The 21125-nt window shown below is 68.3% G+C and carries 32 protein-coding genes; 7 read left to right on the plus strand and 25 right to left on the minus strand.

Going from position 1 to position 21125, the window contains the following annotated elements; translation table 11 throughout:
• Positions 1-4: 4 nt before the first annotated feature.
• From map to rpsJ, 24 genes are all read right to left on the minus strand, one after another.
• Entirely contained in the window at positions 5-829 is an 825-nt protein-coding gene (gene map, locus ASD84_RS06435; protein ID WP_082573191.1) for a type I methionyl aminopeptidase, read from the minus strand.
• Positions 830-839: 10 nt separating this feature from the next.
• Positions 840-1415, minus strand: coding sequence for an adenylate kinase (locus ASD84_RS06440; protein ID WP_200954451.1), 576 nt, complete (start codon positions 1413-1415; stop codon positions 840-842).
• Entirely contained in the window at positions 1412-2725 is a 1314-nt protein-coding gene (secY, locus tag ASD84_RS06445) for a preprotein translocase subunit SecY (RefSeq protein WP_056707978.1), read from the minus strand. The genes ASD84_RS06440 and secY overlap by 4 nt, the downstream gene beginning before the upstream one ends.
• 147 nt (positions 2726-2872) lie before the next feature.
• Complete coding sequence (gene rplO, locus ASD84_RS06450) at positions 2873-3316, minus strand: 50S ribosomal protein L15 (RefSeq protein WP_056707981.1); 444 nt, start codon at positions 3314-3316, stop codon at positions 2873-2875.
• Between the two features lie 2 nt (positions 3317-3318).
• Positions 3319-3507: a 50S ribosomal protein L30 gene (gene rpmD / locus ASD84_RS06455; protein ID WP_056707984.1), complete on the minus strand. Its 189-nt coding sequence runs from the start codon at positions 3505-3507 to the stop codon at positions 3319-3321.
• Entirely contained in the window at positions 3507-4151 is a 645-nt protein-coding gene (gene rpsE / locus ASD84_RS06460) for a 30S ribosomal protein S5 (protein WP_056707987.1), read from the minus strand. The genes rpmD and rpsE overlap by 1 nt, the downstream gene beginning before the upstream one ends.
• 25 nt (positions 4152-4176) lie before the next feature.
• The gene (gene rplR / locus ASD84_RS06465; RefSeq protein ID WP_056707991.1) at positions 4177-4560 is read right to left on the minus strand and encodes a 50S ribosomal protein L18; all 384 of its coding nucleotides are present in this window, start codon (positions 4558-4560) and stop codon (positions 4177-4179) included.
• Between the two features lies 1 nt (position 4561).
• The gene (gene rplF / locus ASD84_RS06470) at positions 4562-5101 is read right to left on the minus strand and encodes a 50S ribosomal protein L6 (protein WP_056707993.1); all 540 of its coding nucleotides are present in this window, start codon (positions 5099-5101) and stop codon (positions 4562-4564) included.
• A 26-nt stretch (positions 5102-5127) separates the two neighbouring features.
• Positions 5128-5532: a 30S ribosomal protein S8 gene (gene rpsH, locus ASD84_RS06475; RefSeq protein ID WP_056707995.1), complete on the minus strand. Its 405-nt coding sequence runs from the start codon at positions 5530-5532 to the stop codon at positions 5128-5130.
• A gap of 80 nt (positions 5533-5612) precedes the next feature.
• The gene (locus tag ASD84_RS06480; RefSeq protein WP_011757321.1) at positions 5613-5798 is read right to left on the minus strand and encodes a type Z 30S ribosomal protein S14; all 186 of its coding nucleotides are present in this window, start codon (positions 5796-5798) and stop codon (positions 5613-5615) included.
• Between the two features lies 1 nt (position 5799).
• Positions 5800-6393 (minus strand): 50S ribosomal protein L5, encoded by a 594-nt coding sequence (rplE, locus tag ASD84_RS06485; RefSeq protein ID WP_056707998.1) that lies wholly within the window; start codon positions 6391-6393, stop codon positions 5800-5802.
• Positions 6393-6788: a 50S ribosomal protein L24 gene (gene rplX / locus ASD84_RS06490; RefSeq protein WP_056708002.1), complete on the minus strand. Its 396-nt coding sequence runs from the start codon at positions 6786-6788 to the stop codon at positions 6393-6395. Before rplX ends, rplE begins: the two co-directional genes overlap by 1 nt.
• On the minus strand, positions 6788-7156 hold the full coding sequence (gene rplN, locus ASD84_RS06495; RefSeq protein WP_017932847.1) for a 50S ribosomal protein L14: 369 nt from the start codon (positions 7154-7156) through the stop codon (positions 6788-6790). Before rplN ends, rplX begins: the two co-directional genes overlap by 1 nt.
• A gap of 66 nt (positions 7157-7222) precedes the next feature.
• Complete coding sequence (rpsQ, locus tag ASD84_RS06500) at positions 7223-7504, minus strand: 30S ribosomal protein S17 (RefSeq protein ID WP_056708007.1); 282 nt, start codon at positions 7502-7504, stop codon at positions 7223-7225.
• Positions 7504-7743: a 50S ribosomal protein L29 gene (rpmC, locus tag ASD84_RS06505; RefSeq protein ID WP_056708009.1), complete on the minus strand. Its 240-nt coding sequence runs from the start codon at positions 7741-7743 to the stop codon at positions 7504-7506. The genes rpsQ and rpmC overlap by 1 nt, the downstream gene beginning before the upstream one ends.
• A complete protein-coding gene (gene rplP / locus ASD84_RS06510) occupies positions 7743-8162 on the minus strand; it encodes a 50S ribosomal protein L16 (RefSeq protein ID WP_056708012.1) in 420 nt (139 codons plus the stop codon). Before rplP ends, rpmC begins: the two co-directional genes overlap by 1 nt.
• A 3-nt stretch (positions 8163-8165) precedes the next feature.
• The gene (gene rpsC / locus ASD84_RS06515) at positions 8166-8999 is read right to left on the minus strand and encodes a 30S ribosomal protein S3 (protein ID WP_056708015.1); all 834 of its coding nucleotides are present in this window, start codon (positions 8997-8999) and stop codon (positions 8166-8168) included.
• Positions 8999-9430, minus strand: coding sequence for a 50S ribosomal protein L22 (rplV, locus tag ASD84_RS06520; RefSeq protein ID WP_082573192.1), 432 nt, complete (start codon positions 9428-9430; stop codon positions 8999-9001). The genes rpsC and rplV overlap by 1 nt, the downstream gene beginning before the upstream one ends.
• On the minus strand, positions 9427-9708 hold the full coding sequence (gene rpsS / locus ASD84_RS06525) for a 30S ribosomal protein S19 (RefSeq protein ID WP_056708017.1): 282 nt from the start codon (positions 9706-9708) through the stop codon (positions 9427-9429). The genes rplV and rpsS overlap by 4 nt, the downstream gene beginning before the upstream one ends.
• A gap of 12 nt (positions 9709-9720) precedes the next feature.
• Complete coding sequence (gene rplB / locus ASD84_RS06530; protein ID WP_056708018.1) at positions 9721-10557, minus strand: 50S ribosomal protein L2; 837 nt, start codon at positions 10555-10557, stop codon at positions 9721-9723.
• Complete coding sequence (gene rplW / locus ASD84_RS06535; protein ID WP_056708020.1) at positions 10557-10859, minus strand: 50S ribosomal protein L23; 303 nt, start codon at positions 10857-10859, stop codon at positions 10557-10559. The genes rplB and rplW overlap by 1 nt, the downstream gene beginning before the upstream one ends.
• On the minus strand, positions 10856-11506 hold the full coding sequence (rplD, locus tag ASD84_RS06540) for a 50S ribosomal protein L4 (protein WP_056708022.1): 651 nt from the start codon (positions 11504-11506) through the stop codon (positions 10856-10858). The genes rplW and rplD overlap by 4 nt, the downstream gene beginning before the upstream one ends.
• Before the next feature lie 5 nt (positions 11507-11511).
• Positions 11512-12162: a 50S ribosomal protein L3 gene (gene rplC / locus ASD84_RS06545; RefSeq protein ID WP_056708024.1), complete on the minus strand. Its 651-nt coding sequence runs from the start codon at positions 12160-12162 to the stop codon at positions 11512-11514.
• A 10-nt stretch (positions 12163-12172) separates the two neighbouring features.
• A complete protein-coding gene (gene rpsJ / locus ASD84_RS06550; RefSeq protein WP_007078637.1) occupies positions 12173-12481 on the minus strand; it encodes a 30S ribosomal protein S10 in 309 nt (102 codons plus the stop codon).
• Positions 12482-12973: 492 nt separating this feature from the next.
• Here rpsJ and ASD84_RS06555 point away from each other — a divergent pair, with 492 nt between their 5' ends.
• The 5 genes from ASD84_RS06555 to ASD84_RS06575 are packed head-to-tail and all read left to right on the plus strand — an operon-like array spanning position 12974 to position 18199.
• The gene (locus ASD84_RS06555; RefSeq protein WP_156391619.1) at positions 12974-14128 is read left to right on the plus strand and encodes a hypothetical protein; all 1155 of its coding nucleotides are present in this window, start codon (positions 12974-12976) and stop codon (positions 14126-14128) included.
• Complete coding sequence (locus ASD84_RS06560) at positions 14125-14766, plus strand: DUF4129 domain-containing protein (protein WP_056708029.1); 642 nt, start codon at positions 14125-14127, stop codon at positions 14764-14766. Before ASD84_RS06555 ends, ASD84_RS06560 begins: the two co-directional genes overlap by 4 nt.
• On the plus strand, positions 14763-15872 hold the full coding sequence (locus ASD84_RS06565) for a DUF4350 domain-containing protein (RefSeq protein WP_156391621.1): 1110 nt from the start codon (positions 14763-14765) through the stop codon (positions 15870-15872). The genes ASD84_RS06560 and ASD84_RS06565 overlap by 4 nt, the downstream gene beginning before the upstream one ends.
• Positions 15869-16861, plus strand: coding sequence for an AAA family ATPase (locus ASD84_RS06570; RefSeq protein ID WP_056708038.1), 993 nt, complete (start codon positions 15869-15871; stop codon positions 16859-16861). The genes ASD84_RS06565 and ASD84_RS06570 overlap by 4 nt, the downstream gene beginning before the upstream one ends.
• Positions 16862-16873: 12 nt before the next feature.
• Positions 16874-18199, plus strand: coding sequence for a DUF58 domain-containing protein (locus tag ASD84_RS06575; RefSeq protein ID WP_056708042.1), 1326 nt, complete (start codon positions 16874-16876; stop codon positions 18197-18199).
• Positions 18200-18217: 18 nt separating this feature from the next.
• On the opposite strand, the gene ASD84_RS06580 is transcribed toward ASD84_RS06575, so the two are convergent.
• Positions 18218-19222 (minus strand): stage II sporulation protein M, encoded by a 1005-nt coding sequence (locus ASD84_RS06580; protein WP_235531003.1) that lies wholly within the window; start codon positions 19220-19222, stop codon positions 18218-18220.
• 36 nt (positions 19223-19258) lie between these two features.
• Between ASD84_RS06580 and ASD84_RS06585 the strand changes: the two genes are divergently transcribed.
• On the plus strand, positions 19259-20071 hold the full coding sequence (locus tag ASD84_RS06585) for an RDD family protein (protein ID WP_056710748.1): 813 nt from the start codon (positions 19259-19261) through the stop codon (positions 20069-20071).
• A gap of 16 nt (positions 20072-20087) precedes the next feature.
• Complete coding sequence (locus ASD84_RS06590; protein WP_056708043.1) at positions 20088-21116, plus strand: AAA family ATPase; 1029 nt, start codon at positions 20088-20090, stop codon at positions 21114-21116.
• The last annotated feature ends 9 nt before the right edge of the window (positions 21117-21125 follow it).

Genomic DNA, 21125 nt, shown 5'->3' on the forward strand with positions numbered 1-21125 from the left:
CAGCCTAGTCCTCGCCACCGAACGGAACGCCGAGTGCCTCGAGCCGTGCCCTGCCGCCGTCCTCAGCGGTGAGCACCCACACGCCGGAGTCGGTCAGCGCGAAGGTGTGCTCGTAGTGGGCAGCCCAGCGGCCGTCCGCGGTGACCACGGTCCACTCGTCCTCGGCCACGTCCGTGTCGTCGGTGCCGAGCGTGATCATCGGCTCGACGGCCAGGGCCGTTCCGCGCTTGAGCCGCGGGCCGCGGCCGGCGCGGCCGCGGTTCGGGACGTCCGGATCCATGTGCATCTCAGTGCCGATGCCGTGACCGGTGTAGCCGTCGACGATGCCGTAGTCGCCGCGGCTCACCACGTAGGACTCGACCGCCGCCGAGATGTCGCCGACCCGGCCGCCGATGCGCGCTGCCGCGAGGCCACGCCACAGGGACTCCTCGGTGACGTCCATCAACGTGGCGACCTCGGGCCGGACCTCGCCCACCGCCACGGTGATCGCAGCGTCGCCGTGCCAGCCGTCGACGATCGCGCCGCAGTCGATGGAGATCGCGTCGCCCTCGACCAGCACCCGGGAGCCCGGGATGCCGTGCACGACCTCGTCGTTCACCGACGCGCAGATGCTCGCCGGGAACGGCGGGAAGCCGTACCCGAGGAACGACGGTACTCCGCCCTGCTCCCGGATGCTCTGCTCGGCCAGCGCATCGAGCTCGCCTGTCGTGACACCCGGGCGTACGGCGTCGCGCAGCAGGTCCAGGGTGCGGCCGACCACCAGGCCGGCCACACGCATCGCCTTGACCTGATCGGGCGTCTTGATCTCGATCCGGTGGTCGAACAGCACCTGGTGTGGTTCAGCTCTGCGGAATGGCGTCGAGAGCGGCGAAGATCCGCTTCTGGACGTCCTCGATGTCACCCATGCCGTCGACCGAGACGACCAGGCCACGCTCGCTGTACGACGTGATGAGCGGCTCGGTCTCCTCGCCGTAGACCTCGAGGCGGCGTCGGATGACGTCCTCGGTGTCGTCGGCGCGACCCTCGATCTCGGCCCGCTTGAGCAGGCGACCGATGACGGCCTCCTGGTCGACGGTCAGCACGAGGACGGCGTCGAGCTGGTGACCCGTCGCCTCGATCATGCCGTCGAGCTCGGTGACCTGGGCCAGCGTGCGCGGGTAGCCGTCGAGCAGGAATCCAGCGTCGGCGTCCGGGTCGGCGATCCGGTTGCGGACCATGTTGTTGGTGACCTCGTCGGGGACGTACTCACCGGCGTCCATGTACCGCTTCGCCTCGACACCCAGCGGGGTGCCCTGCGCAACGTTGGCGCGGAAGATGTCGCCGGTCGAGATGGCCGGGACCCCGAAGTGCTCGGCAACTGCCGTGGCCTGCGTGCCCTTGCCGGCCCCGGGGGGACCCATGATCAGAAGCCTCAACGCAAGAATCCTTCATAGTTGCGCTGCTGGAGCTGGCTCTCGATCTGCTTCACCGTATCGAGGGCGACACCCACCATGATCAGAATGGAGGTACCACCGAACGGGAAGTTCTGGTTGGCGTCGATCAGCACGAACGCGATCAGCGGAACGAGCGAGATCAGACCCAGGTAGAGAGCGCCCGGCAGCGTGATGCGGGACAGAACGTAGGACAGGTAGTCCTGCGTCGGCTTGCCCGCCCGGATCCCGGGGATGAAGCCGCCGTACTTCTTCATGTTGTCGGCCACCTCTTGTGGGTTGAAGGTGATCGACACGTAGAAGTAGGTGAAGAAGATGATGAGCAGGAAGTACGCCGCCATGTGGATGGGGTGACCCTGGTCGACGAGGTACTCGTTGACCCACCGGATGATCTGGTTCGGGTCTTCCTGGTTGAACTGGACCGCCATCGCCGGCAGGTAGAGCAGCGAGGAGGCGAAGATGACCGGGATGATGCCGGCCTGGTTCACCTTGAGCGGGATGTAGGTCGAGCTGCCGCCGAACATCTTGCGGCCGACCATCCGGCGGGCGTACTGCACCGGGATCCGGCGCTGCGCCTGTTCGATGAAGATGACGGCAGCCACGATCACGAGACCGATGATCACCACGATCGCGAACGTCCACCAGCCCTGGCTGATCTTCACGGCCCAGAGTCCCGCCGGGAAGGTCGCGACGACCTGGGTGAAGATCAGGATCGACATGCCGTTGCCGACGCCGCGCTCGGTGATCAGCTCACCGAGCCACATGATCACCGCGGTACCCGCCGTCATGGTGACGACCAGGACCAGGAAGGTCTTGGTGTTGTCGCTGTGCAACAACGGATAGAGCGTGCTGTCGCAGCCCTGGAGCAGGTTGCCGGTGCGAGCGAGCGCGACGATGCCGGTCGCCTGCAGCACGGCGAGGCCGAGCGTCAGGTAGCGGGTGTACTGCGTGATCTTCGTCTGACCGGACTGGCCCTCCTTCTTGAGGGCCTCCAGACGCGGGATCACGACGACGAGCAGCTGCAGGATGATGCTCGCGGTGATGTAGGGCATGATGCCCAGCGCGAAGATGGTGAGCTGGAGCAACGCTCCACCGGAGAAGAGGTTCACCAGGCTGTACAGGCTGGCGTTGGAGCCCTCCTGGACGACATCGATGCACTTCTCGACGTTGGCCACATTGACGCCGGGGGCTGGGATCTGCGAGCCGGCCCGGAAGATCACGATGATCATCAAGACGAACAGCAACTTGCGCCGAAGGTCCGGGGTCCGGAAGGCGTTCACGAACGCGCTGAGCACTCAGGTCCTCTTCTCTTGCTCCTGGCCTTGTGGCCAGCGGGAAGCCTAACAGGGGGGCCTGCACCGCCCGAGGGGGTGCTGGGGAAGTGCAGGGAAGCGCAAAGGGCGCGGCGACCTCGAGAGGTCACCGCGCCCCTTGCAGCGTCATCACAGAACCGTGACGGTCCCGCCGGCGCTCTCGATCTTGTCCTTGGCCGAGGTGGAGAACGCGTCCGCGCTCACCGTGACCTTGACCGTGAGCTCGCCCTGGCCGAGCACCTTGACGGGCAGGCCCTTGCGGACCGCGCCCCGAGCAACGAGCGTCTCCGGGGTGACGTCGCCACCCTCGGGGAACAGAGCGCTGATCTTGTCGAGGTTGACGACCTGGAAGGTCACCTTGAACGGGTTCCGGAAGCCGCGAAGCTTCGGGAGCCGCATGTGGATGGGCATCTGCCCACCCTCGAACGCGACCGGGACCTGGTACCGGGCCTTGGTTCCCTTGGTACCACGACCCGAGGTCTTGCCCTTGGATCCTTCACCACGACCAACACGGGTCTTGGCAGTCTTCGCACCCGGCGCGGGGCGCAGGTGGTGCAACTTGAGCGGGGTCATTGTCACTCGCCTCCGACGACCTCGACCGTCACCATGTGACGGACGGTGTGGACCATGCCCCGGATCTCGGGACGGTCCTCCTTGATCACGACGTCGCCGATCCGCTTGAGGCCAAGGCTGCGCAGCGTCTCACGCTGGTTGAACTTGGCGCCGATCTTCGACTTGGTCTGCTGGACCTTCAGCTGTGCCATCAGGCCGTCACCGCCTCAGGTGCAGAGGTCTTGGCCGCGGCCGCAGTGGCCTCGCCCTCGGCCTGAGCCTTGAGCAGCGCCGCCGGGGCGACGTGCTCGACGGGCAGACCACGACGCGCGGCAACGGTCTCGGGCATCTCCAGGAGCTGGAGGGCCGCAACCGTGGCGTGCACGATGTTGATCTGGTTCGACGAACCCAGCGACTTGCTGAGGACGTCGTGGATGCCGGCGCACTCCAGGACGGCGCGCACCGGACCACCGGCGATGACACCGGTACCGGGTGCGGCCGGACGCAGGAAGACCACGCCAGCAGCCTTCTCACCCTGAACCGGGTGCGGGATCGTGCCCTGGATGCGGGGGACGCGGAAGAAGTTCTTCTTCGCTTCCTCGACACCCTTGGCGATCGCCGCGGGAACTTCCTTGGCCTTGCCGTAGCCGACGCCGACCAGACCGTCACCGTCACCGACGACCACGAGGGCGGTGAAGCTGAAGCGACGACCACCCTTCACGACCTTGGCGACGCGGTTGATGGCTACGACGCGCTCGACGTACTGGCTCTTGTCGGCGCCGCCACGGCCGCCGTCACGGCCGCCACGGCCGCCACGGTCGCCGCCCGAACGCTGTCCGCGCTGGGGTCCGCTCATGATTTCTCCTCAGTCCTGTTCGCGGTCAGAAGGTCAGGCCGCCCTCGCGGGCGCCATCAGCCAGGGCCGCAATGCGGCCGTGATACTTGTTGCCGGACCGGTCGAAGACGACCGACTCAACGCCGAGTTCCTTGGCGCGGGCGGCGACAAGCTCGCCGACCTTCTTGGCCTTGGCCGTCTTGTCGCCCGCGAGGGAACGCAGGTCGCCCTCGAGGGTCGAGGCAGAGGCCAGGGTCTTTCCGACCAGGTCGTCGACGACCTGGGCGGTGATGTGCTTCGTCGACCGGGTGACCACCAGGCGCGGACGCGCAGCGGTGCCGGAAATCTTCTTGCGGCCCCGGATCTGGCGACGCAACCGTGAGGATGCGCGCGCAGAGAGGTTCCGCTGGTGCTTCAGAGTGATCGCCATGTCACTTACCAGCCTTTCCGACCTTGCGGCGGACGTGTTCGCCGGAGTACCGGACACCCTTGCCCTTGTACGGCTCGGGCTTACGAAGCTTGCGGATGTTGGCGGCAACCTCGCCGACCAACTGCTTGTCGATTCCGACGACGCTGAGCTTCGTCGGGCTCTCCACCACGAAGGTGATGCCTTCCGGAGCGTCGAAGATGATGACGTGGGAGTAACCGAGCTGGAACTCCAGCTGGGTCGGGCCCTTGGAGATGACGCGGTAACCCACGCCGACGATCTCGAGCTTCTTCTCGTAGCCGTCGGTGACGCCGACCACCATGTTGTTGATCAGCGTGCGGGACAGACCGTGGTAGGCCTTGGACAACCGCTCGTCGTCGGGGCGGATGACGTCGAGGACGCCCTCACCCTGCTGGACAGTGATCGGGGCGATCACCGTGTGGCTCAGGCTGCCCTTGGGGCCCTGGACGTTCACGGTGGCGCCGTCGATCTGGACATTGACGCCCGCGGGGACCGGGACGGGGAGCTTGCCGATGCGCGACATTGTTTCTCTCTCCTAACTTTCCCTGGTCACCAGACGTAGGCGAGGACTTCCCCACCCACGCCCTTCTGGTTGGCCTGACGGTCAGTCAACAGGCCCTGGCTGGTCGAGATGATCGCGACGCCGAGGCCACCGAGGACCTTCGGGAGGCCGGTGTGCTTGGCGTACACCCGGAGGCCGGGCTTGCTGATCCGGCGGACGCCGGCGATCGAGCGCTCGCGGTTGCGGCCGTACTTGAGGGTGACGGTCAGCAGCTTGCCGACGCCGTTCTCGTTGTCGGCAACGGCGAAGGAGGTGATGTACCCCTCCTGGCGGAGGATCTCCGCGACGCCCTCCTTGAGCTTGCTGTACGGCATGGTCACCGCATCGTGGTACGCCTGGTTGGCGTTGCGCAGACGCGTGAGCATGTCTGCGATCGGGTCAGTCATCGTCATGATGTGTGTTTCCTTCTGCTGCGGTTTCCGTCAGCTCAGCGGCGGACGGACCTGCAACGTTGTGATGATGTGGTCTCAGCTCACCAAGAGGACTTGGTGACGCCGGGCAGCTCGCCGCGGTGGGCCATCTCCCGCAGGCAGATACGGCACAGGCCGAACTTGCGGTAGACCGCCTTCGGACGACCGCAGCGCTGGCAGCGGGTGTAACCGCGAACAGCGAACTTCGGCTTGCGAGCGGCCTTGACCTTGAGTGCAGTCTTCGCCATGTCAGTTCTCCTTGAACGGGAAGCCGAGGTGCTTGAGCAGCGCCCGTCCCTGCTCGTCGTTGGTCGCCGTGGTGACGATGGTGATGTCCATGCCCCGCTGGCGGTCGACCTTGTCCTGGTCGATCTCGTGGAACATGACCTGCTCGGTCAGACCGAACGTGTAGTTGCCACGGCCGTCGAACTGCTTGGGCGAGAGGCCCCGGAAGTCGCGGATACGGGGCAGCGCCAGCGAGAGCAGGCGGTCGAGGAACTCCCACATGCGGTCGCCGCGCAGCGTGACGTGCGTGCCGATCGGCATGCCCTCACGCAGCTTGAACTGGGCGATCGACTTGCGAGCCTTGGTCACCGACGGCTTCTGGCCGGTGATCGCGGTGAGGTCGCGGATCGCGCCCTCGATCAGCTTCGAGTCACGCGCGGCCTCGCCGACACCCATGTTGACCACGATCTTGGTCAGGCCGGGGACCTGCATGACGTTGGCGATCTCGAACTCGGTACGCAGGGCGGGGAGGATCTCCTCGCGGTACCTGGTCTTCAGACGCGGGTACACCTTCTCGGCGACCTCGACGTCCGTGGACTCGGTGGTGGACTCCGACATCAGATTTCCTTCCCGGTCTTGCGGGAGACACGGACGCTACGCGTCGACGCGTACTCCGAGCCGTCCGGGCGACGCTTGGTGACCTCGACCCGCTTGCTGCCGGTGCGGGTCACGCCGTCACCCTCGACCAGCATCACGTTGGAGACGTGGATCGGGGCCTCGGTGGTGATGATGCCGCCGGTGTTGCCCGAACGCCCACCCTGGTCGACGACCTTGGTGTGCTTCTTGATCCGGTTGACACCCTCGACGATCACGCGGTTGTCCTCGCGGATCACCTTGATGATCTTGCCTTCGGCGCCCTTGTCCTTGCCGGCGATGACCTTGACGGTGTCGCCCTTCTTGACATGCAGGTTGGGCTTCTTGCGGACCTGCTCCGCCTTCTTGCGGGCACCCATCACAGCACCTCCGGCGCGAGCGAGATGATCTTCATGAACTTCTTCTCTCGCAGCTCACGGCCCACGGGGCCGAAGATGCGGGTTCCACGGGGCTCGCCGTCGTTCTTGAGAATCACCGCAGCGTTCTCGTCGAAGCGGATGTACGAGCCGTCGGGACGGCGGCGCTCCTTGACGGTGCGGACGATGACGGCCTTGACGACGTCACCCTTCTTCACGTTGCCGCCGGGAATGGCGTCCTTGACGGTGGCGACAATGACGTCACCGATCCCGGCGTAGCGACGACCGGAGCCGCCAAGCACCCGGATGCAAAGGATTTCCTTCGCTCCGGTGTTGTCGGCGACCTTGAGTCGCGACTCCTGCTGAATCATCGATTTCTCCTGGTTGTCGTGCCGGTTCTCGATCGCTCACAGGCGATCGAGCCTGGCCGAACGGATTTACTTCGCGCGCTCGAGGATCTCCACCACGCGCCAGCGCTTGGTGGCAGACAGCGGGCGGGTTTCCATGATGAGGACACGGTCGCCGACGCCGCAGTCGTTCTGCTCGTCGTGCGCCTTCAGACGGCTGGTGCGCCGCATGACCTTGCCGTAGAGCGCGTGCTTGACGCGGTCCTCGACGGTCACGACGACGGTCTTGTCCATCTTGTCGCTGACCACGAGGCCCTCGCGGGTCTTGCGCGCGTTGCGGGCGGTCTCGGTCTGCTCAGTCTGCTCAGCCATCAGTTCTCCTCCTCGGCACCCGGAGCGGTACGAATACCGAGCTCGCGCTCGCGCACCACGGTGTAGATCCGGGCAATGTCCTTCTTGACCGTACGGAGCCGTCCGTGGCTCTCCAGCTGGCCGGTGGCCGCCTGGAAACGCAGGTTGAACAGCTCCTCCTTGGCCTCGCGCAGCTTGGCCTCGAGGTCGACGTCGTTGAGCTCGTCCAGTTCGTGAGCAGCAGTGGCGTTGATAGCCATCAGAACTCACCAGCCTCTCGCGTGATGAAGCGGCACTTCATGGGCAGCTTGTGGATGGCACGGCGCATCGCCTCACGGGCGACGTCCTCCGAGACACCGGAGAGCTCGAACATGACACGGCCGGGCTTGACGTTGGCGACCCACCACTCGGGCGAGCCCTTACCGGAACCCATGCGGGTCTCAGCCGGCTTCTTGGTCAGCGGGCGGTCCGGGTAGATGTTGATCCACACCTTCCCACCACGCTTGATGTGACGGGTCATGGCGATACGTGCGGACTCGATCTGACGGTTGGTCACGTAGTGACCCTCGATCGCCTGGATACCGAAGTCACCGAACGCGAGCGACGTGCCACCCTTCGCAGCACCCCGACGCTTCGGGTGGTGCTGCTTGCGGTGCTTGACGCGACGGGGCATCAACATGGCTCAGGACTCCGATCCGGTGGTCGGCTCCGCAGCAGCCGCCTCGGGAGCAGCGGCCGGGGCGGCAGCTGCGTCAGAGGGCGCGTCGGAGCGAGTCGGGCGGTCGGCGCGCGACCCACGGGTCGGACGCTCACCGCCACGGGTGGGACGGCCAGCGCCGCGACCGGGAACACCGGCGCGAGCAGCGGCCTGGGCCTGGCGCTCGGCACGGGTGCCGGCAACCTCGCCCTTGTAGATCCAGACCTTCACGCCGATACGGCCGAAGGTGGTCTTGGCCTCGTAGAAGCCGTAGTCGATGTCGGCACGCAGCGTGTGCAGCGGAACGCGACCCTCGCGGTAGAACTCGGTGCGCGACATCTCGGCGCCGTTGAGCCGGCCCGAGCACTGGATCCGGATGCCCTTGGCACCCGAACGCATCGAGGTCTGCATGGCCTTGCGCATCGCACGACGGAACTGCACGCGACCGGAGAGCTGCTCGGCAACACCCTGGGCAACGAGCTGGGCGTCGATCTCGGGGTTCTTGACCTCGAGGATGTTCAGCTGGACCTGCTTGCCGGTGAGCTTCTCGAGCTCGCCACGGATCCGGTCGGCCTCGGCGCCACGGCGACCGATGACGATGCCCGGACGCGCGGTGTGGATGTCGACGCGGACCCGGTCACGGGTGCGCTCGATCTCGACCTTGGAGATGCCGGCCCGCTCCATGCCCTTGCTGAGCAGCTTGCGGATCGCGACGTCTTCTCCGACGTAGGCCTTGTACAGCTTGTCGGCGTACCAACGCGACTTGTGGTCGGTGGAGATGCCGAGGCGGAAGCCGTTCGGGTTGATCTTCTGGCCCATTACTTCTTGGCCCCCTTCTTGGTCTTCGCTTCGACAACGTCGGCGGGCTGAACCGCGATGGTGATGTGGCTGGTGCGCTTGTTGATCCGGGTGGCCCGGCCCTGCGCACGGGGACGCCAGCGCTTCATCGTCGGACCCTCGTCGACGCGTGCCACGGAGACGACCAGGTTGCCGGTGGGCAGGCCCTCGGTGGTCTCGGCGTTCGCGACGGCGCTCTGCAGCACCTTGAAGATCGTGGTCGAAGCCGACTGCGGCGCGAACTGCAGCAGCGTCAGCGCGTCGTCTGCGGGCAGGCCGCGGACCAGGTCGATGACGCGACGGGCCTTCATCGGGGTGATCCGGACGTAACGCGCGGAAGCGTAGGCACCCGGCTCGTCGCCGAGGATGGATTCCCGGCGCGCGCTGGTGCGGTGGCGCTCGGTGGTGCTCATCGACGGCGCCCCTTTCGGTCTTCCTTGACGTGTCCGCGGTAGGTGCGGGTCGGGGCGAACTCGCCCAGCTTGTGGCCGACCATGGAGTCAGACACGAAGACCGGAACGTGCTTGCGCCCGTCGTGGACCGCAATCGTGTGGCCGATCATCGAGGGGATGATCATGGACCGACGCGACCAGGTCTTGATGACGTTGTGAGTGCCCTTGTCGTTCTCGGCGTCCACCTTCTTGAGGAGGTGGCCGTCGATGAAGGGGCCCTTCTTGAGGCTGCGAGGCATCTTTCAGTTCCTTCAGCGCTTGTTCTTGCCGGACTTGCGGCGGCGAATGATCTGGGAGTCGCTGGCCTTGCGCTTGCGCGTACGGCCCTCGGGCTTGCCCCACGGGGAGACGGGGTGACGACCACCGGACGTCTTGCCCTCACCACCACCGTGCGGGTGGTCGACCGGGTTCATGACGACACCGCGGACGGTCGGGCGCTTGCCCTTCCAGCGCATCCGGCCGGCCTTGCCCCAGTTGATGTTGGACTGCTCGGCGTTGCCGACCTCACCGACGGTGGCGCGGCAGCGCACGTCGACGAACCGCATCTCGCCCGAGGGCAGACGCAGCGTGGCGCGGGAACCCTCACGGGCGACCAGCTGCGCGCTGTTGCCAGCGGAGCGGGCCATCTTGGCGCCGCCACCGGGGCGGAGCTCGACACAGTGGATCGTCGTACCGACCGGGATGTTGCGCAGCGGCAGGTTGTTGCCGGGCTTGATGTCAGCACCGACTCCCGACTCGACGCGCATGCCCTGGGTCAGGTCCTTCGGAGCCACGATGTAGCGCTTCTCGCCATCGGCGTAGTGCAGCAGCGCGATGCGGGCGGTCCGGTTGGGGTCGTACTCGATGTGAGCGACCTTGGCCGGCACGCCGTCCTTGTCGTAGCGACGGAAGTCGATGATCCGGTAGGCCCGCTTGTGACCGCCACCCTGGTGACGCGTGGTGATGCGTCCCTGGTTGTTGCGGCCACCCTTCTTCGGGAGCGGACGCGTGAGCGACTTCTCCGGCGTGGTGCGGGTGATCTCAGCGAAGTCGGCGACCGACGAGCCGCGACGGCCCGGGGTTGTCGGCTTGTACTTGCGGATAGCCATCAGGCCTGACCTCCGAAGATGTCGATGCGGTGGCCCTCAGCCAGGCTGACGATGGCGCGCTTGGTGTCCTTGCGCTTGCCGAGGCCGTGCTTGGTCCGACGGACCTTGCCCGTGCGGTTGAGGGTGTTCACCGAGGTGACCTTGACGCCGAAGATCTTCTCGACCGCGATCTTGATCTCGGTCTTGTTGGCGTCAGGGCGCACCACGAACGTGTACTTGTTGTTGTCGAGGAGGCTGTAGCTCTTCTCCGACACGACCGGCGCGATCAGGACGTCGCGGTGGTCCTTGTGCAGCGTGCTCACTTGTCGCCCTCCTTGGCCTTCTTGGCCTTCTTGGCCTCGGGAGCGGCGTCGACGGAACCGCCGGAGACGAACAGGTCGAACGCGGCCTTGCTGAACACCACGTCGTCGCTCGCGAGGACGTCGTAGGTGTTGAGCTGGTCGACGGCCACGATGTGGACCTCGGGCGCGTTGCGCAGCGAGAGCCAGGTGACGCTGTCGGTCCGCTCGAGCACCACGAGGAACTTGCGGCGGTCGGTGAGGGCCAGCAGCGAGGTGAGCGCAGCCTTGGTCGACGGCTTCTCACCGGTGACCAGGGCGTCGATCACGTGGATGCGCTCGTTGCGCGCGCGGTCCGAGAGGGCTCCGCGCAGGGCGGCGGCCTTCATCTTCTTGGGGGTGCGCTGGCTGTAGTCGCGGGGGTGCGGTCCGTGGACGATGCCACCACCGGCGAACTGAGGCGCGCGGGTCGAGCCCTGACGGGCGCGGCCGGTGCCCTTCTGCTTGTAGGGCTTGCGGCCACCGCCGCGGACCTCGCCCCGACGCTTGGTCGAGTGCGTGCCCTGGCGAGCGGCTGCCTGCTGGGCAACCACGACCTGGTGGATGAGGGGAACGTTGACCTCGGCGTCGAAGATCTCGGCGGGAAGGTCAACGGAAACGGTCTTGGCCATGTTGATCAGCCCTTCTTCGCTGCCGTGCGGAGGACGACGACGCCACCCTTGGGGCCGGGAACGGCACCCTTGAGGAGCACGAGGCCCTTCTCGACGTCGACGGCGTGAACAGTGATGTTCTGCGTCGTGACCGTGTCGCTACCCATGCGACCGGCCATCCGCATGCCCTTGAACACGCGACCCGGCGTGGCGCACGCGCCGATCGAGCCGGGCTTGCGGTGGTTGCGGTGGGCACCGTGCGAGGCGCCGACACCGTGGAAGCCGTGACGCTTCATGACACCGGCGAAACCCTTGCCCTTGCTGGTGCCGGTGACGTCGATGACCTGGCCGGCCTCGAACGTGTCGACTGCCAGCTCCTGGCCAACGGTGTACTCGGAGGCGTCAGCGGTGCGGATCTCGACCACGTGGCGGCGCGGCGTGGTGCCGGCCTTCGCGAAGTGGCCGGCCTGCGGCTTGTTGACCTTGCGGCCTTCGATCTCGCCGTAGCCGATCTGGATGGCGTTGTAGCCGTCCGGCTCGGGCTGGCGGACCTGGGTGATGACGTTGGTGCTTGCAGCAACCACCGTCACCGGGACGACGCGGTTGTTCTCGTCCCACAGCTGAGTCATGCCGAGCTTGGTGCCCAGCAGACCCTTCACGTTGCGTTCTACCGTCATGTCAACAACCTCAGAGCTTGATCTCGATGTCGACACCGGCCGGGAGGTCGAGGCGCATGAGGCTGTCGACGGTCTTCGGCGTGGGGTCGATGATGTCGATGAGGCGCTTGTGCGTGCGCATCTCGAAGTGCTCGCGCGAGTCCTTGTACTTGTGCGGCGACCGGATGACACAGAAGACGTTCTTCTCGGTCGGCAGCGGCACCGGGCCGGCGACCTTGGCACCCGTGCGGGTGACCGTGTCGACGATCTTGCGCGCCGAGGTGTCGATCACCTCGTGGTCATAGGCCTTGAGCCTGATGCGGATCTTCTGTCCCGCCATAGGTCTCTCTCGTCCTTTTCGTGTCGTACGTACCGGGCCGGTCAAATCTGTTGGCAGCTCCGACCCCCGAGGTCGGGCGTGTCGCGCCGTTTTGCTGGCACACACTTGTTTCCCTCGCCCTGCCCCTGACCTGGTGGTACCGGCTGCTGGCATGGAGAAAGCGGAGCTGTTGTTGTCTGAATCGGGTCTCACCCCCGAACTTCCTGGTGGAAGATCCGGTGGCGTGCGGTGCGACCAACGTCGACAACCGGAACACGCTCGCAGCGGCGCTGACCGGATCAGGGATCCGACCACTCCGCGTGGGAGACACGATTCAGAAGTCAAAGGGTGTTGCTCGCACCCCGACAAACCCATCGGGGCAACCGGAACATCTTGGCAGAGGTCCACCGGCCCGACCAAATTTACGAGGCAGGTCTCCCTCAGGGGTCGTGCGCAGGCGGATGCAAGGATGTCCGCACCGCGTGAATCAACCGTGCCATCAGAGGGAGAACGATGACCGACGGCCCGTCGCAGTACCCGCCTCCGGGTGCCCCGCCGCCGGATGACCCCCTGCCGAACCACGGCGGGTACGCGCCGCCGGGGGCCGCTCCGGCCACTCCCCCGCCTCCTGGCCCCGCAGTTACCCCCGGCGCTCCCTGGGCGACGTACGCCGCCGCCGGCAGGCCGGGCGGCATGGCGCCGGGCCTGGCGCTCGGGGCTGCACACAAGCCCGGGGCCTTCCCGCTGCGCCCCCTCACGCTGGGCAGCATCTACGACGGGGCGTTCCGGATCATCCGGTTCAACCCCAAGGCAACGGTCGGTGCCGCCGTCATGGTCACCGCGGTGGCGATGATCATCCCGGTGGCGATCACCGCGGTCCTCACCTTCACGGTCGGCCTCGCGCTCGACCTGTCCGGCGACGTCGACCCCGACGCATCGACTGCGGACGCCCTCGGACTGCTCGCCGCCTACGGATCCCTGCTGCTGTCCATCCTTCTCGCGCAGGTCGGCGTCATCCTCGTGACGGGGATGATCGCCCATGTCACGCGGGCCGCAGCGGTCGGCCGCCGCCTCAGCCTCGGTCAAGCGTGGGCAGCCACGCACGGGAAGCGCTGGCGCCTCATCGGCCTCGCGGCGATCATCAACGTGTCGTTCTTCGCCCTGCTCACGGCTTACGTGCTGCTGTGGGTGATCGTCGTGGCGGTCAGCCCGAACCCCTGGCCCATCGTCGCGTGGGGCGTGATCACCATCCCGGCCTTCGGATGCCTGTGCTGCTGGCTGTGGGTGCGGTTCTACTACCTGCCGGTGCCCCCGCTGATGCTCGAGGAGGTGGGTGTGTTCGGGGCGATCGGGCGCGGGTGGTCGCTCACCGCCGGCCAGTTCTGGCGGACCTTCGGCATTGCGCTGCTCACGGTGCTGATCGGCTCGGTCGCGGGCAGCATGCTGTCGACGCCGGTGAGCGTCATCGGGCAGGTCGGAGCGATCGCCTTCGTGGAGTACGCCGCGCTGTTCCTGGTGGTGTCGCAAGCCATCGCGCTGATCGTCCAGAACGCCTTCGTCGCGCCCTTCGTCGCCGCGGTCACGTCCGTCCAGTACGTCGACCTGCGCATGCGCAAGGAGGCACTGGACGTCGAGCTGATGCGTGAGGCAGGGATCATCGCCGCATGATCGCCGTGCTCGCGCTGCCGCTGCTCGGCCGCCTCGACCCGCCGCTCGATCCGAGCGGTGACGAGGCGCGCGGTCAGCTGCGTCGTGAGCTCGCCCATCCGGAGTACTACGACGCCAACCTGCTGGAGCGGATCAGCGACTGGCTCGACCGCCTGATCAATGGCAGCGTCAGCACCGCGTCGGATGCACCGCTGCTCACCGTGGTGGTCGCGATCCTGGTGGCCCTGCTGCTCCTGGCGGGCATGATCCTGATCGTGTCGCGGGCCCGGCGTACCGCCCGTGCCGACCAGGCGCCGACCGCAGCACTGACCGACGAGGTCATCACCGCCGACCAGCTGCGCGCCCGCGCTGAGGCGGCCCTCGCAGCTGGAGACCCGGGCGCCGCGCTGATCGACGCGTTCCGGGCAGTCGCGGTGCGCCAGATCGAACGCGGCCGCATCGACGACGTCCCCCAGGCGACCGCGCACGAGCTCGCTGGCGCGCTCGCTGTCACCTTCGCCGATCACGGGCCCGCGCTGAGGCGCGGCGCTGACCTCTTCGACCAGGTCCTGTACGGCGACCGGCCGGCCACCGTCGAGCAGGCTCGCGACCTGCTGGCGCTCGACGACCGGCTCGCCGGCCGGACGGCCCGCCGATGAGGCGCCGTCCCCCGGGCTGGGTGCTGGTCGCGGTCGCCCTGGTGCTTGCCCTCGGCGTCGCGGTCTGGACGTCACGGGACGCCGAGCAGTACCCCGACCCGCTCGATCCCCGCAACCCCGCGCCCGAGGGCGGTCGGGCGATCGCCCGCGTCCTCGAGGACGAGGGCGTCGACCTGACGATCGTGCGCTCCGCCGCCGCGCTCGACGACACCACCGTCGACGCCTCCACGTCGGTCGTGGTGACCAGCACGGACTTCCTCTCACCGGGCACCCTCCAGCGACTGCGGGACAAGGCGGCTCCGGGGCGACTGGTGCTGATCGAGCCGTCGTACACCGTGATCGAGGAGATCGACCCCGACCTCGAGGTCACCTTGGTCGCCGAGGAACGCGTCGACGCCGACTGCAACGGAGGGGTGGGCGGTCTGGCCCTGGAGGTCGACGAGATGACCGTGTACGACGGCCCCGACGGACCGTCCTGCTTCCGAACCGGCGGGGGCGCGGTCCTCCTGGAAGACCGCGCCGACCGACTGGTGCTGTTCGGTGCGGGCCAGGCGCTGAGCAACGACCAGGTCCTCCGGGCCGACAACGCGGCCGTCGGGATCCGTCTGCTCGGGGCGAGCAAGCGCGTGGTCTGGTATGTCCCCAACCTGACCGACCCGGCCTCCGGGGACGCGGTCACCCTGACCTCCCTGCTCCCCCGCTGGATCGGCCCGGGCGTCTGGCTGGGCGGCCTGACCGTGATCGCCCTGATCCTGTGGCGCTTCCGCCGGCTCGGTCCGCTCTCCACCGAACCACTACCCGTGGTGGTGAGGGCGGTCGAGACCGCACACAGCCGGGGCCGGATGTACCGCCGCAGCGGCGACCGGGGCCACGCCGCCCGCGCCCTGCGTCGCGCGGCGCGCGCCGATCTCGCCGTACGGCTTGGCCTGGACCGGCGTACGCCACCGGCCACCGTGATCGAGGCGACGGCCCAGCACCTCGACACCCGTGTCGAGGACATCGGCGCCCTGCTGAACGATGACCAGATCCCCCCTGCGACCGATCACGACCTGGTCGGGCTCGCCCAGGCGCTCACCCGATTGAGGAAAGAGGTACGACGCGGATGACCTCAACCGCTGGATTCCCCGCCCCGTCCCGAACCGACGACCAGGCGCTGCGCGAACGCCTCCTCGCCGTACGTCAGGAGGTGGGCAAGGCCGTCGTAGGCCAGGACGCTGCGGTGTCCGGGCTCCTCGTCGCCCTGCTCTGCGGCGGCCACGTCCTGATGGAGGGCGTGCCCGGGACGGCGAAGACCCTCCTCGTCCGCACCCTCGCCGCGAGCCTGTCGGTGGAGACCCGGCGGGTGCAGTTCACGCCCGACCTGATGCCCGGCGACATCACCGGGTCGCTGGTCATCGACTCGAGCGCGGGCGAGCTGAGCTTCCGCGAGGGACCGATCTTCACCAACCTGCTGCTGGCCGACGAGATCAACCGGACGCCCCCGAAGACACAGTCGGCCCTGCTCGAGGCGATGGAGGAGGGCCAGGTCTCCGCCGATGGCGTCACCCGGCCGCTCCCGCGCCCGTTCCTCGTGGCGGCCACCCAGAACCCCGTCGAGTTCGAGGGCACCTATCCCCTTCCGGAAGCCCAGCTCGACCGCTTCCTGCTCAAGGTCGTGCTCCCGATCCCGCCGCGGGACGACGAGATCCAGATCCTGACCCGCCACGCGGAGGGCTTCGACCCGCGCGACGTCGCCGGTGCCGGAGTGCAGGCGGTCGCCAGCGGTGCCGACCTCGAGGCCGGCCAGGCGGCCGTCAAGCGCGTGCAGGTCTCCCCCGAGGTCGCGACGTACATCGTCGACATCGCGCGCGCCACCCGCCAGTCGCCGTCCCTGTCGCTGGGCGTCAGCCCGCGTGGCGCCACCGCGCTGCTGCGCGCGGCGCGCGCGTGGGCGTGGCTGTCGGGCCGCGACTTCGTGACCCCCGACGACGTCAAGGCGCTGGCGCAGGCCGCCCTGGTCCACCGGCTCGGACTCCGTCCCGAGGCCGAGCTCGAGGGTGTCGACGTCGCGCAGGTGCTCGCTTCCGCCATCGGTTCCGTGCCGGTGCCCAGGTAGTCGACGAGCGAAATGGTGATCTCCGGGCGCGTTCCGCTCCTGCTCCTGCTGGGGCTGGGAGCCGTGTGGCTGCGCCCGTTCCCGAGCACGGTCTCCCTGTGGCTGCTCGGTGTGCTCGTGCTGGTGGGGATCGACGCCCTCCTCACTCCTCGGCCACGGACGGTCGGCATCAGCCGCCGCCAGCCCGGGACCGTCCGGCTCGGAGACCCTGCCACCGCCGGACTCGTGGTGACCAACAACGGGACACGTCGCATCCACGTCGACGTGCGCGACGCATGGCAGCCGTCGGCGGGCGCGAGCGACAACCGCCACCGCCTGCGCCTGCCGCCGACCGAACAGAAGCGACTGACGACGCCGCTGCTCCCGCGCCGACGTGGCGACCTCCGGGCCCACGGCGTCACCGTCCGGTCGTGGGGTCCGCTGGGGCTGTCCGCCCTCCAGCAGACGTACGACGTCCCCGGGTCGGTCCGCGCGCTGCCACCCTTCGAGTCGCGCAAGCACCTGCCCTCCCGTCTTGCGCGCCTTCGCGACCTCGACGGCCGCGCCGCGGTCCGGGTACGCGGGCAGGGCACCGAGTTCGACTCGCTGCGCGAGTACGTCCGCGGCGACGACGTGCGCTCCATCGACTGGCGCGCGTCAGCGCGAACCCCCCACGTCGTGGTGCGGACCTGGCAGCCCGAGCGTGACCGCCGCGTGGTGATCGTGCTCGACACCTCCCGCACCTCCGCGGGACGCGTCGCCCGCGAAGCCGGTGCCGACGACGCCGAGGGCATGCCGCGCCTCGACGCAGCGATGGACGCCGCGATGCTCCTCGGCGCGCTGGCCTCCCGGGCCGGCGACCGCATCGACTTCCTCGCCGGCGACCGCCGGGTCCGGGCCCGCCAGCGGGTCCACGGCGTGCGTGACGTCGCGGCCCGCCTCCAGGAACAGATGGCCGACCTCGACCCCGTGCTCGTCGAAGCCGACTGGGACGCTCTCGCCGGCGCAGTCCAGGGCTTCGGGCGACAGCGCGCCCTCGTCGTGCTCCTGACGGCGCTGGAGCCCTCCGCCATCTCCGACGGGCTGATCCCCGTGCTCCCGGTGCTGACCCGCCACCACCGGGTCGTGCTCGCCTCGGTGCGTGATCCCGAGCTCAACCGGCTCGCGACGCCGGGAGAGGCGCCCACCGCCGACGAGGTGTACGGCGCCGCGGCAGCCGAGCACGAGCTCGCTCGCCGCGCACGGATGCGTGACGTGCTCACGCGGATGGGTGTCGACGTCGTCGATGCGGACGCAGCGCAGCTGCCGCCCGCCCTGGCCGACCACTACCTGCACCTCAAGGCACAAGGCCTGCTGTAGCGACGGCGCGAGCAGGAGTCAGGCCTGGGTGGCGACCCGGTCCTCGAGCAGGTCGTTGCCGATGTCCCCGGTCGCACCGCGCGCAGCGGCAGCCCGGCCGATGACGAACACGTAGACAAGGAACACGACCTCCGCAAGGATGCCGATCCCGATCCGTGCCCAGGTGGGCAGCGGCGACGGCGTCACGAACCCTTCGACGATGCCGCTGATGAACAGGACGACCCCGAGCCCGAGGGCGACGGTGACGGCAGTCCGCCCGGCCCGCGCCAGCGACGACGCCCGGCTGACCTGTCCGGGTTCGATCCAGGACCAGAACAGCCGCAGGCCGACCCCGCCGGCCACGAACACGCAGGTGAGCTCGAGCAGTCCGTGCGGGAGGATCAGACCCCAGAACAATTCGCCCCGGTCGTGGCGGGTCATGATCGAGCCGACGATGGCGAGGTTCGCGACGTTCTGGAAGAGCAGGTAGATCACCGGGAACCCGAGGATGCCGAAGGCGATGCACAGCGCGCTGACCCAGGTGTTGTTGATCCACACGTGGGTGGCGAAGGCGCCCGCGGCGTTCTCGCTGTAGTAGTTCTCGAAGTCGCTGTTGACCAGCTGGTCCACCTCTTGCGGCGAGATCAGGTTCTGCTCCACCTCGGGGTGGTGGGTGAGCCACACCATCATCACGGCGATCACGACGACATTGCCGGCCAGGCACCCGAGCCACCACCAGCGCAGCCGGTAGAGCGCAGCCGGGAACTGGTCGGTGAAGAACCGGGCGACGCCGCGCCAGGTCGGCACCCGCGACGCCAGCATGGCGATCCGCGATCGGCCGAGCAGCGAGGAGAGGTACGCAACCAGCTCGCCGTCCGGCGCCGACGTACGCACGACCGAGAGGTGGGTGGCGACCTGCTGGTAGCGGTCCACCAGCTCGTCGGCCTCGGCCCCGTTGCGCTTGCGCAGCGCGACCAGCTGCTCGAGGCGCACCCAGGAGTACGAATGGGCCGCGACGTAGGCGTCGAGGTCGATGCGGGGCACGGCCACAGGGTACGGGGGTGTGACAGGCTGGTCCCGATGAGCACGTCCGACTTCGCCACCGTCACCGCCGATGACCTGGTCACCGGCGAAGGTGTCGCGCTCGATCTCCCCGCCGCTTCGCTCGGACTCCGCCTCGCGAGCGGCATGCTCGACGTGCTCGTGACGATCGTGACGTTCGTGGTCCTTTTCATCGTCCTGACCGTCGCCACGATCCCGGTCGGCGACGACGCCCTCACCGGGGCGGCGACCGTGCTCGCCACGGTGGTGACCTTCCTCGTGATCCCCACGACCGTCGAGACGCTGACCCGAGGTCGGTCCGTCGGCAAGCTCGCCCTCGGCCTGCGCGCCGTCCGCGACGACGGCGGGCCGATCAGCTTCCACCACGCGCTGGTGCGGGCCCTGATCGGCTTCGTCGAGATCTATGCGTTCACCGGGGCTCCGGCGTTCTTCTCGATCATGCTGAGCTCGCGAGGCAAGCGGTTGGGCGACTACGCCGCCGGTACTTACGTCGTGCGCGCCCGGGTCCGCCTGCGCCTGCCGTACCCGCCCCAGATGCCGCCCGCCCTCGCATCCTGGGCGCGGCGCACCGACCTCGGCACGCTGCCGACCGGAACTGCCCTGGCGATTCGTCAGTTCCTGGGCCGCCTGCCGACGCTCGACCCCGTCTCCCGGGACCGCGTCGGCCGGGCGCTGCTCGCCGACGTGCTCCCCCATGTGGCGCCGGCCCCACCGGCCGGTGCGCCCCCGGAGCTGGTCCTGGCGGCGATCATCGCCGAGCGCCGGGAACGCGACCTGGCCCGGCTCCGCCGCGACGAAGACCTACGTGCGCGACTCCTCGCTGGTGGCTGAGAAGTAGGTTTGGCGCATGATCGAGGCCTTCGAGTCACCCGCCACGAATTCCGGCACCCCGCTGACCGCCGCTGAGCTGGAGCACGCGACCGAGGCGATCAGCCGGGTGTCCGAGGCGTTCTCGAGCCGCGTCGTGGGACAGCACCGGGTGCGTACGGCGCTGCTGGTCACCCTGCTCGCCGAGGGCCACGTGCTCCTCGAGAGCGTCCCCGGCCTGGCCAAGACCCTCGCCTCCGCAACGCTCGCGCAGGCCATCAACGCGCAGTTCGCCCGCATCCAGTGCACGCCGGACCTGCTGCCGAGCGACATCATCGGCACCCAGGTCTACGACCCGCGGCGCCACGAGTTCGAAACCCAGCTCGGTCCGGTCCACGCCAACTTCGTCCTGCTCGACGAGATCAACCGATCCAGCGCGAAGACCCAGTCCGCGCTGCTCGAAGCCATGCAGGAGCGACAGACCTCGATCGCGGGAACGATCCACCCGCTGCCCCAGCCCTTCATGGTCCTCGCGACGCAGAACCCCATCGAGGAGGAGGGCACCTACATCCTCCCCCACGCCCAGATGGACCGGTTCCTGCTCAAGGAGATCGTCGACTACCCGAGCGAGGACGACGAGCTGATGGTCCTCGAACGGATCGACGACGGCACCCTGGGCCAGCACATGACCGACATCGAGCCGGTCGTGACCACCGCCGAGATCGCCCGGATCCAGAGCCTGGTCCGTCGTGTGTACGTCGACCCGGCGATCAAGCGCTACGTCGTCTCCCTCATCCGGGCGACCCGCAACGTCGGCCAGCTGCTCGGCCCCGAGCTCGGCAACTACGTCGACATCGGCGCCAGCCCGCGCGGGTCGATCGCGTTCTTCCAGGCGGCGCGCGCGATGGCCGTGGTGCAGGGCCGCCACTACGTCATCCCCGAGGACGTCCGCGAGCTGCGGCACAGCGTGCTCCGGCACCGGATCCACCTGAGCTTCGAGGCGCTGGCCGACCGCATCCGGCCCGAGACGGTGATCGACGCCGTCTTCCGGGCGGTCCCGACCCCGTGACCCCGGCCT

It is taken from the genome of Nocardioides sp. Root682 (assembly GCF_001427795.1).
Classification (GTDB): Bacteria; Actinomycetota; Actinomycetes; order Propionibacteriales; family Nocardioidaceae; genus Nocardioides.

What these genes read in the sequence shown, in the direction of transcription:
- rplC (WP_056708024.1), bottom strand. Translation starts at nt 12,162, where the DNA reads ATGACGGTAGAACGCAACGTGAAGGGTCTGCTGGGCACCAAGCTCGGC.
- ASD84_RS06560 (WP_056708029.1), top strand. Translation starts at nt 14,125, where the DNA reads ATGATCGCCGTGCTCGCGCTGCCGCTGCTCGGCCGCCTCGACCCGCCG.
- rplR (WP_056707991.1), bottom strand. Translation starts at nt 4,560, where the DNA reads ATGGCGATCACTCTGAAGCACCAGCGGAACCTCTCTGCGCGCGCATCC.
- ASD84_RS06570 (WP_056708038.1), top strand. Translation starts at nt 15,869, where the DNA reads ATGACCTCAACCGCTGGATTCCCCGCCCCGTCCCGAACCGACGACCAG.
- rplP (WP_056708012.1), bottom strand. Translation starts at nt 8,162, where the DNA reads ATGTTGATGCCCCGTCGCGTCAAGCACCGCAAGCAGCACCACCCGAAG.
- rplX (WP_056708002.1), bottom strand. Translation starts at nt 6,788, where the DNA reads ATGGGTGCCCGCAAGAAGGCGGAGCAGGTCCGCAAGAAGCCCAACCTG.
- rpsJ (WP_007078637.1), bottom strand. Translation starts at nt 12,481, where the DNA reads ATGGCGGGACAGAAGATCCGCATCAGGCTCAAGGCCTATGACCACGAG.
- rpsC (WP_056708015.1), bottom strand. Translation starts at nt 8,999, where the DNA reads ATGGGCCAGAAGATCAACCCGAACGGCTTCCGCCTCGGCATCTCCACC.
- ASD84_RS06590 (WP_056708043.1), top strand. Translation starts at nt 20,088, where the DNA reads ATGATCGAGGCCTTCGAGTCACCCGCCACGAATTCCGGCACCCCGCTG.
- ASD84_RS06565 (WP_156391621.1), top strand. Translation starts at nt 14,763, where the DNA reads ATGAGGCGCCGTCCCCCGGGCTGGGTGCTGGTCGCGGTCGCCCTGGTG.
- ASD84_RS06480 (WP_011757321.1), bottom strand. Translation starts at nt 5,798, where the DNA reads ATGGCGAAGACTGCACTCAAGGTCAAGGCCGCTCGCAAGCCGAAGTTC.
- rpsE (WP_056707987.1), bottom strand. Translation starts at nt 4,151, where the DNA reads ATGAGCGGACCCCAGCGCGGACAGCGTTCGGGCGGCGACCGTGGCGGC.
- rplF (WP_056707993.1), bottom strand. Translation starts at nt 5,101, where the DNA reads ATGTCGCGCATCGGCAAGCTCCCCGTCCCGGTCCCCGCGGGCGTCAAT.
- rplN (WP_017932847.1), bottom strand. Translation starts at nt 7,156, where the DNA reads ATGATTCAGCAGGAGTCGCGACTCAAGGTCGCCGACAACACCGGAGCG.
- rpsQ (WP_056708007.1), bottom strand. Translation starts at nt 7,504, where the DNA reads ATGGCTGAGCAGACTGAGCAGACCGAGACCGCCCGCAACGCGCGCAAG.
- rplO (WP_056707981.1), bottom strand. Translation starts at nt 3,316, where the DNA reads ATGACCCCGCTCAAGTTGCACCACCTGCGCCCCGCGCCGGGTGCGAAG.
- ASD84_RS06575 (WP_056708042.1), top strand. Translation starts at nt 16,874, where the DNA reads ATGGTGATCTCCGGGCGCGTTCCGCTCCTGCTCCTGCTGGGGCTGGGA.
- rplD (WP_056708022.1), bottom strand. Translation starts at nt 11,506, where the DNA reads ATGGCCAAGACCGTTTCCGTTGACCTTCCCGCCGAGATCTTCGACGCC.
- rplV (WP_082573192.1), bottom strand. Translation starts at nt 9,430, where the DNA reads ATGAGCACCACCGAGCGCCACCGCACCAGCGCGCGCCGGGAATCCATC.
- rpmD (WP_056707984.1), bottom strand. Translation starts at nt 3,507, where the DNA reads ATGGCACAGCTGAAGGTCCAGCAGACCAAGTCGAAGATCGGCGCCAAG.
- rpsH (WP_056707995.1), bottom strand. Translation starts at nt 5,532, where the DNA reads ATGACGATGACTGACCCGATCGCAGACATGCTCACGCGTCTGCGCAAC.
- rpmC (WP_056708009.1), bottom strand. Translation starts at nt 7,743, where the DNA reads ATGGCTATCAACGCCACTGCTGCTCACGAACTGGACGAGCTCAACGAC.
- rplB (WP_056708018.1), bottom strand. Translation starts at nt 10,557, where the DNA reads ATGGCTATCCGCAAGTACAAGCCGACAACCCCGGGCCGTCGCGGCTCG.
- rpsS (WP_056708017.1), bottom strand. Translation starts at nt 9,708, where the DNA reads ATGCCTCGCAGCCTCAAGAAGGGCCCCTTCATCGACGGCCACCTCCTC.
- ASD84_RS06555 (WP_156391619.1), top strand. Translation starts at nt 12,974, where the DNA reads ATGACCGACGGCCCGTCGCAGTACCCGCCTCCGGGTGCCCCGCCGCCG.
- rplE (WP_056707998.1), bottom strand. Translation starts at nt 6,393, where the DNA reads ATGTCGGAGTCCACCACCGAGTCCACGGACGTCGAGGTCGCCGAGAAG.
- ASD84_RS06585 (WP_056710748.1), top strand. Translation starts at nt 19,259, where the DNA reads ATGAGCACGTCCGACTTCGCCACCGTCACCGCCGATGACCTGGTCACC.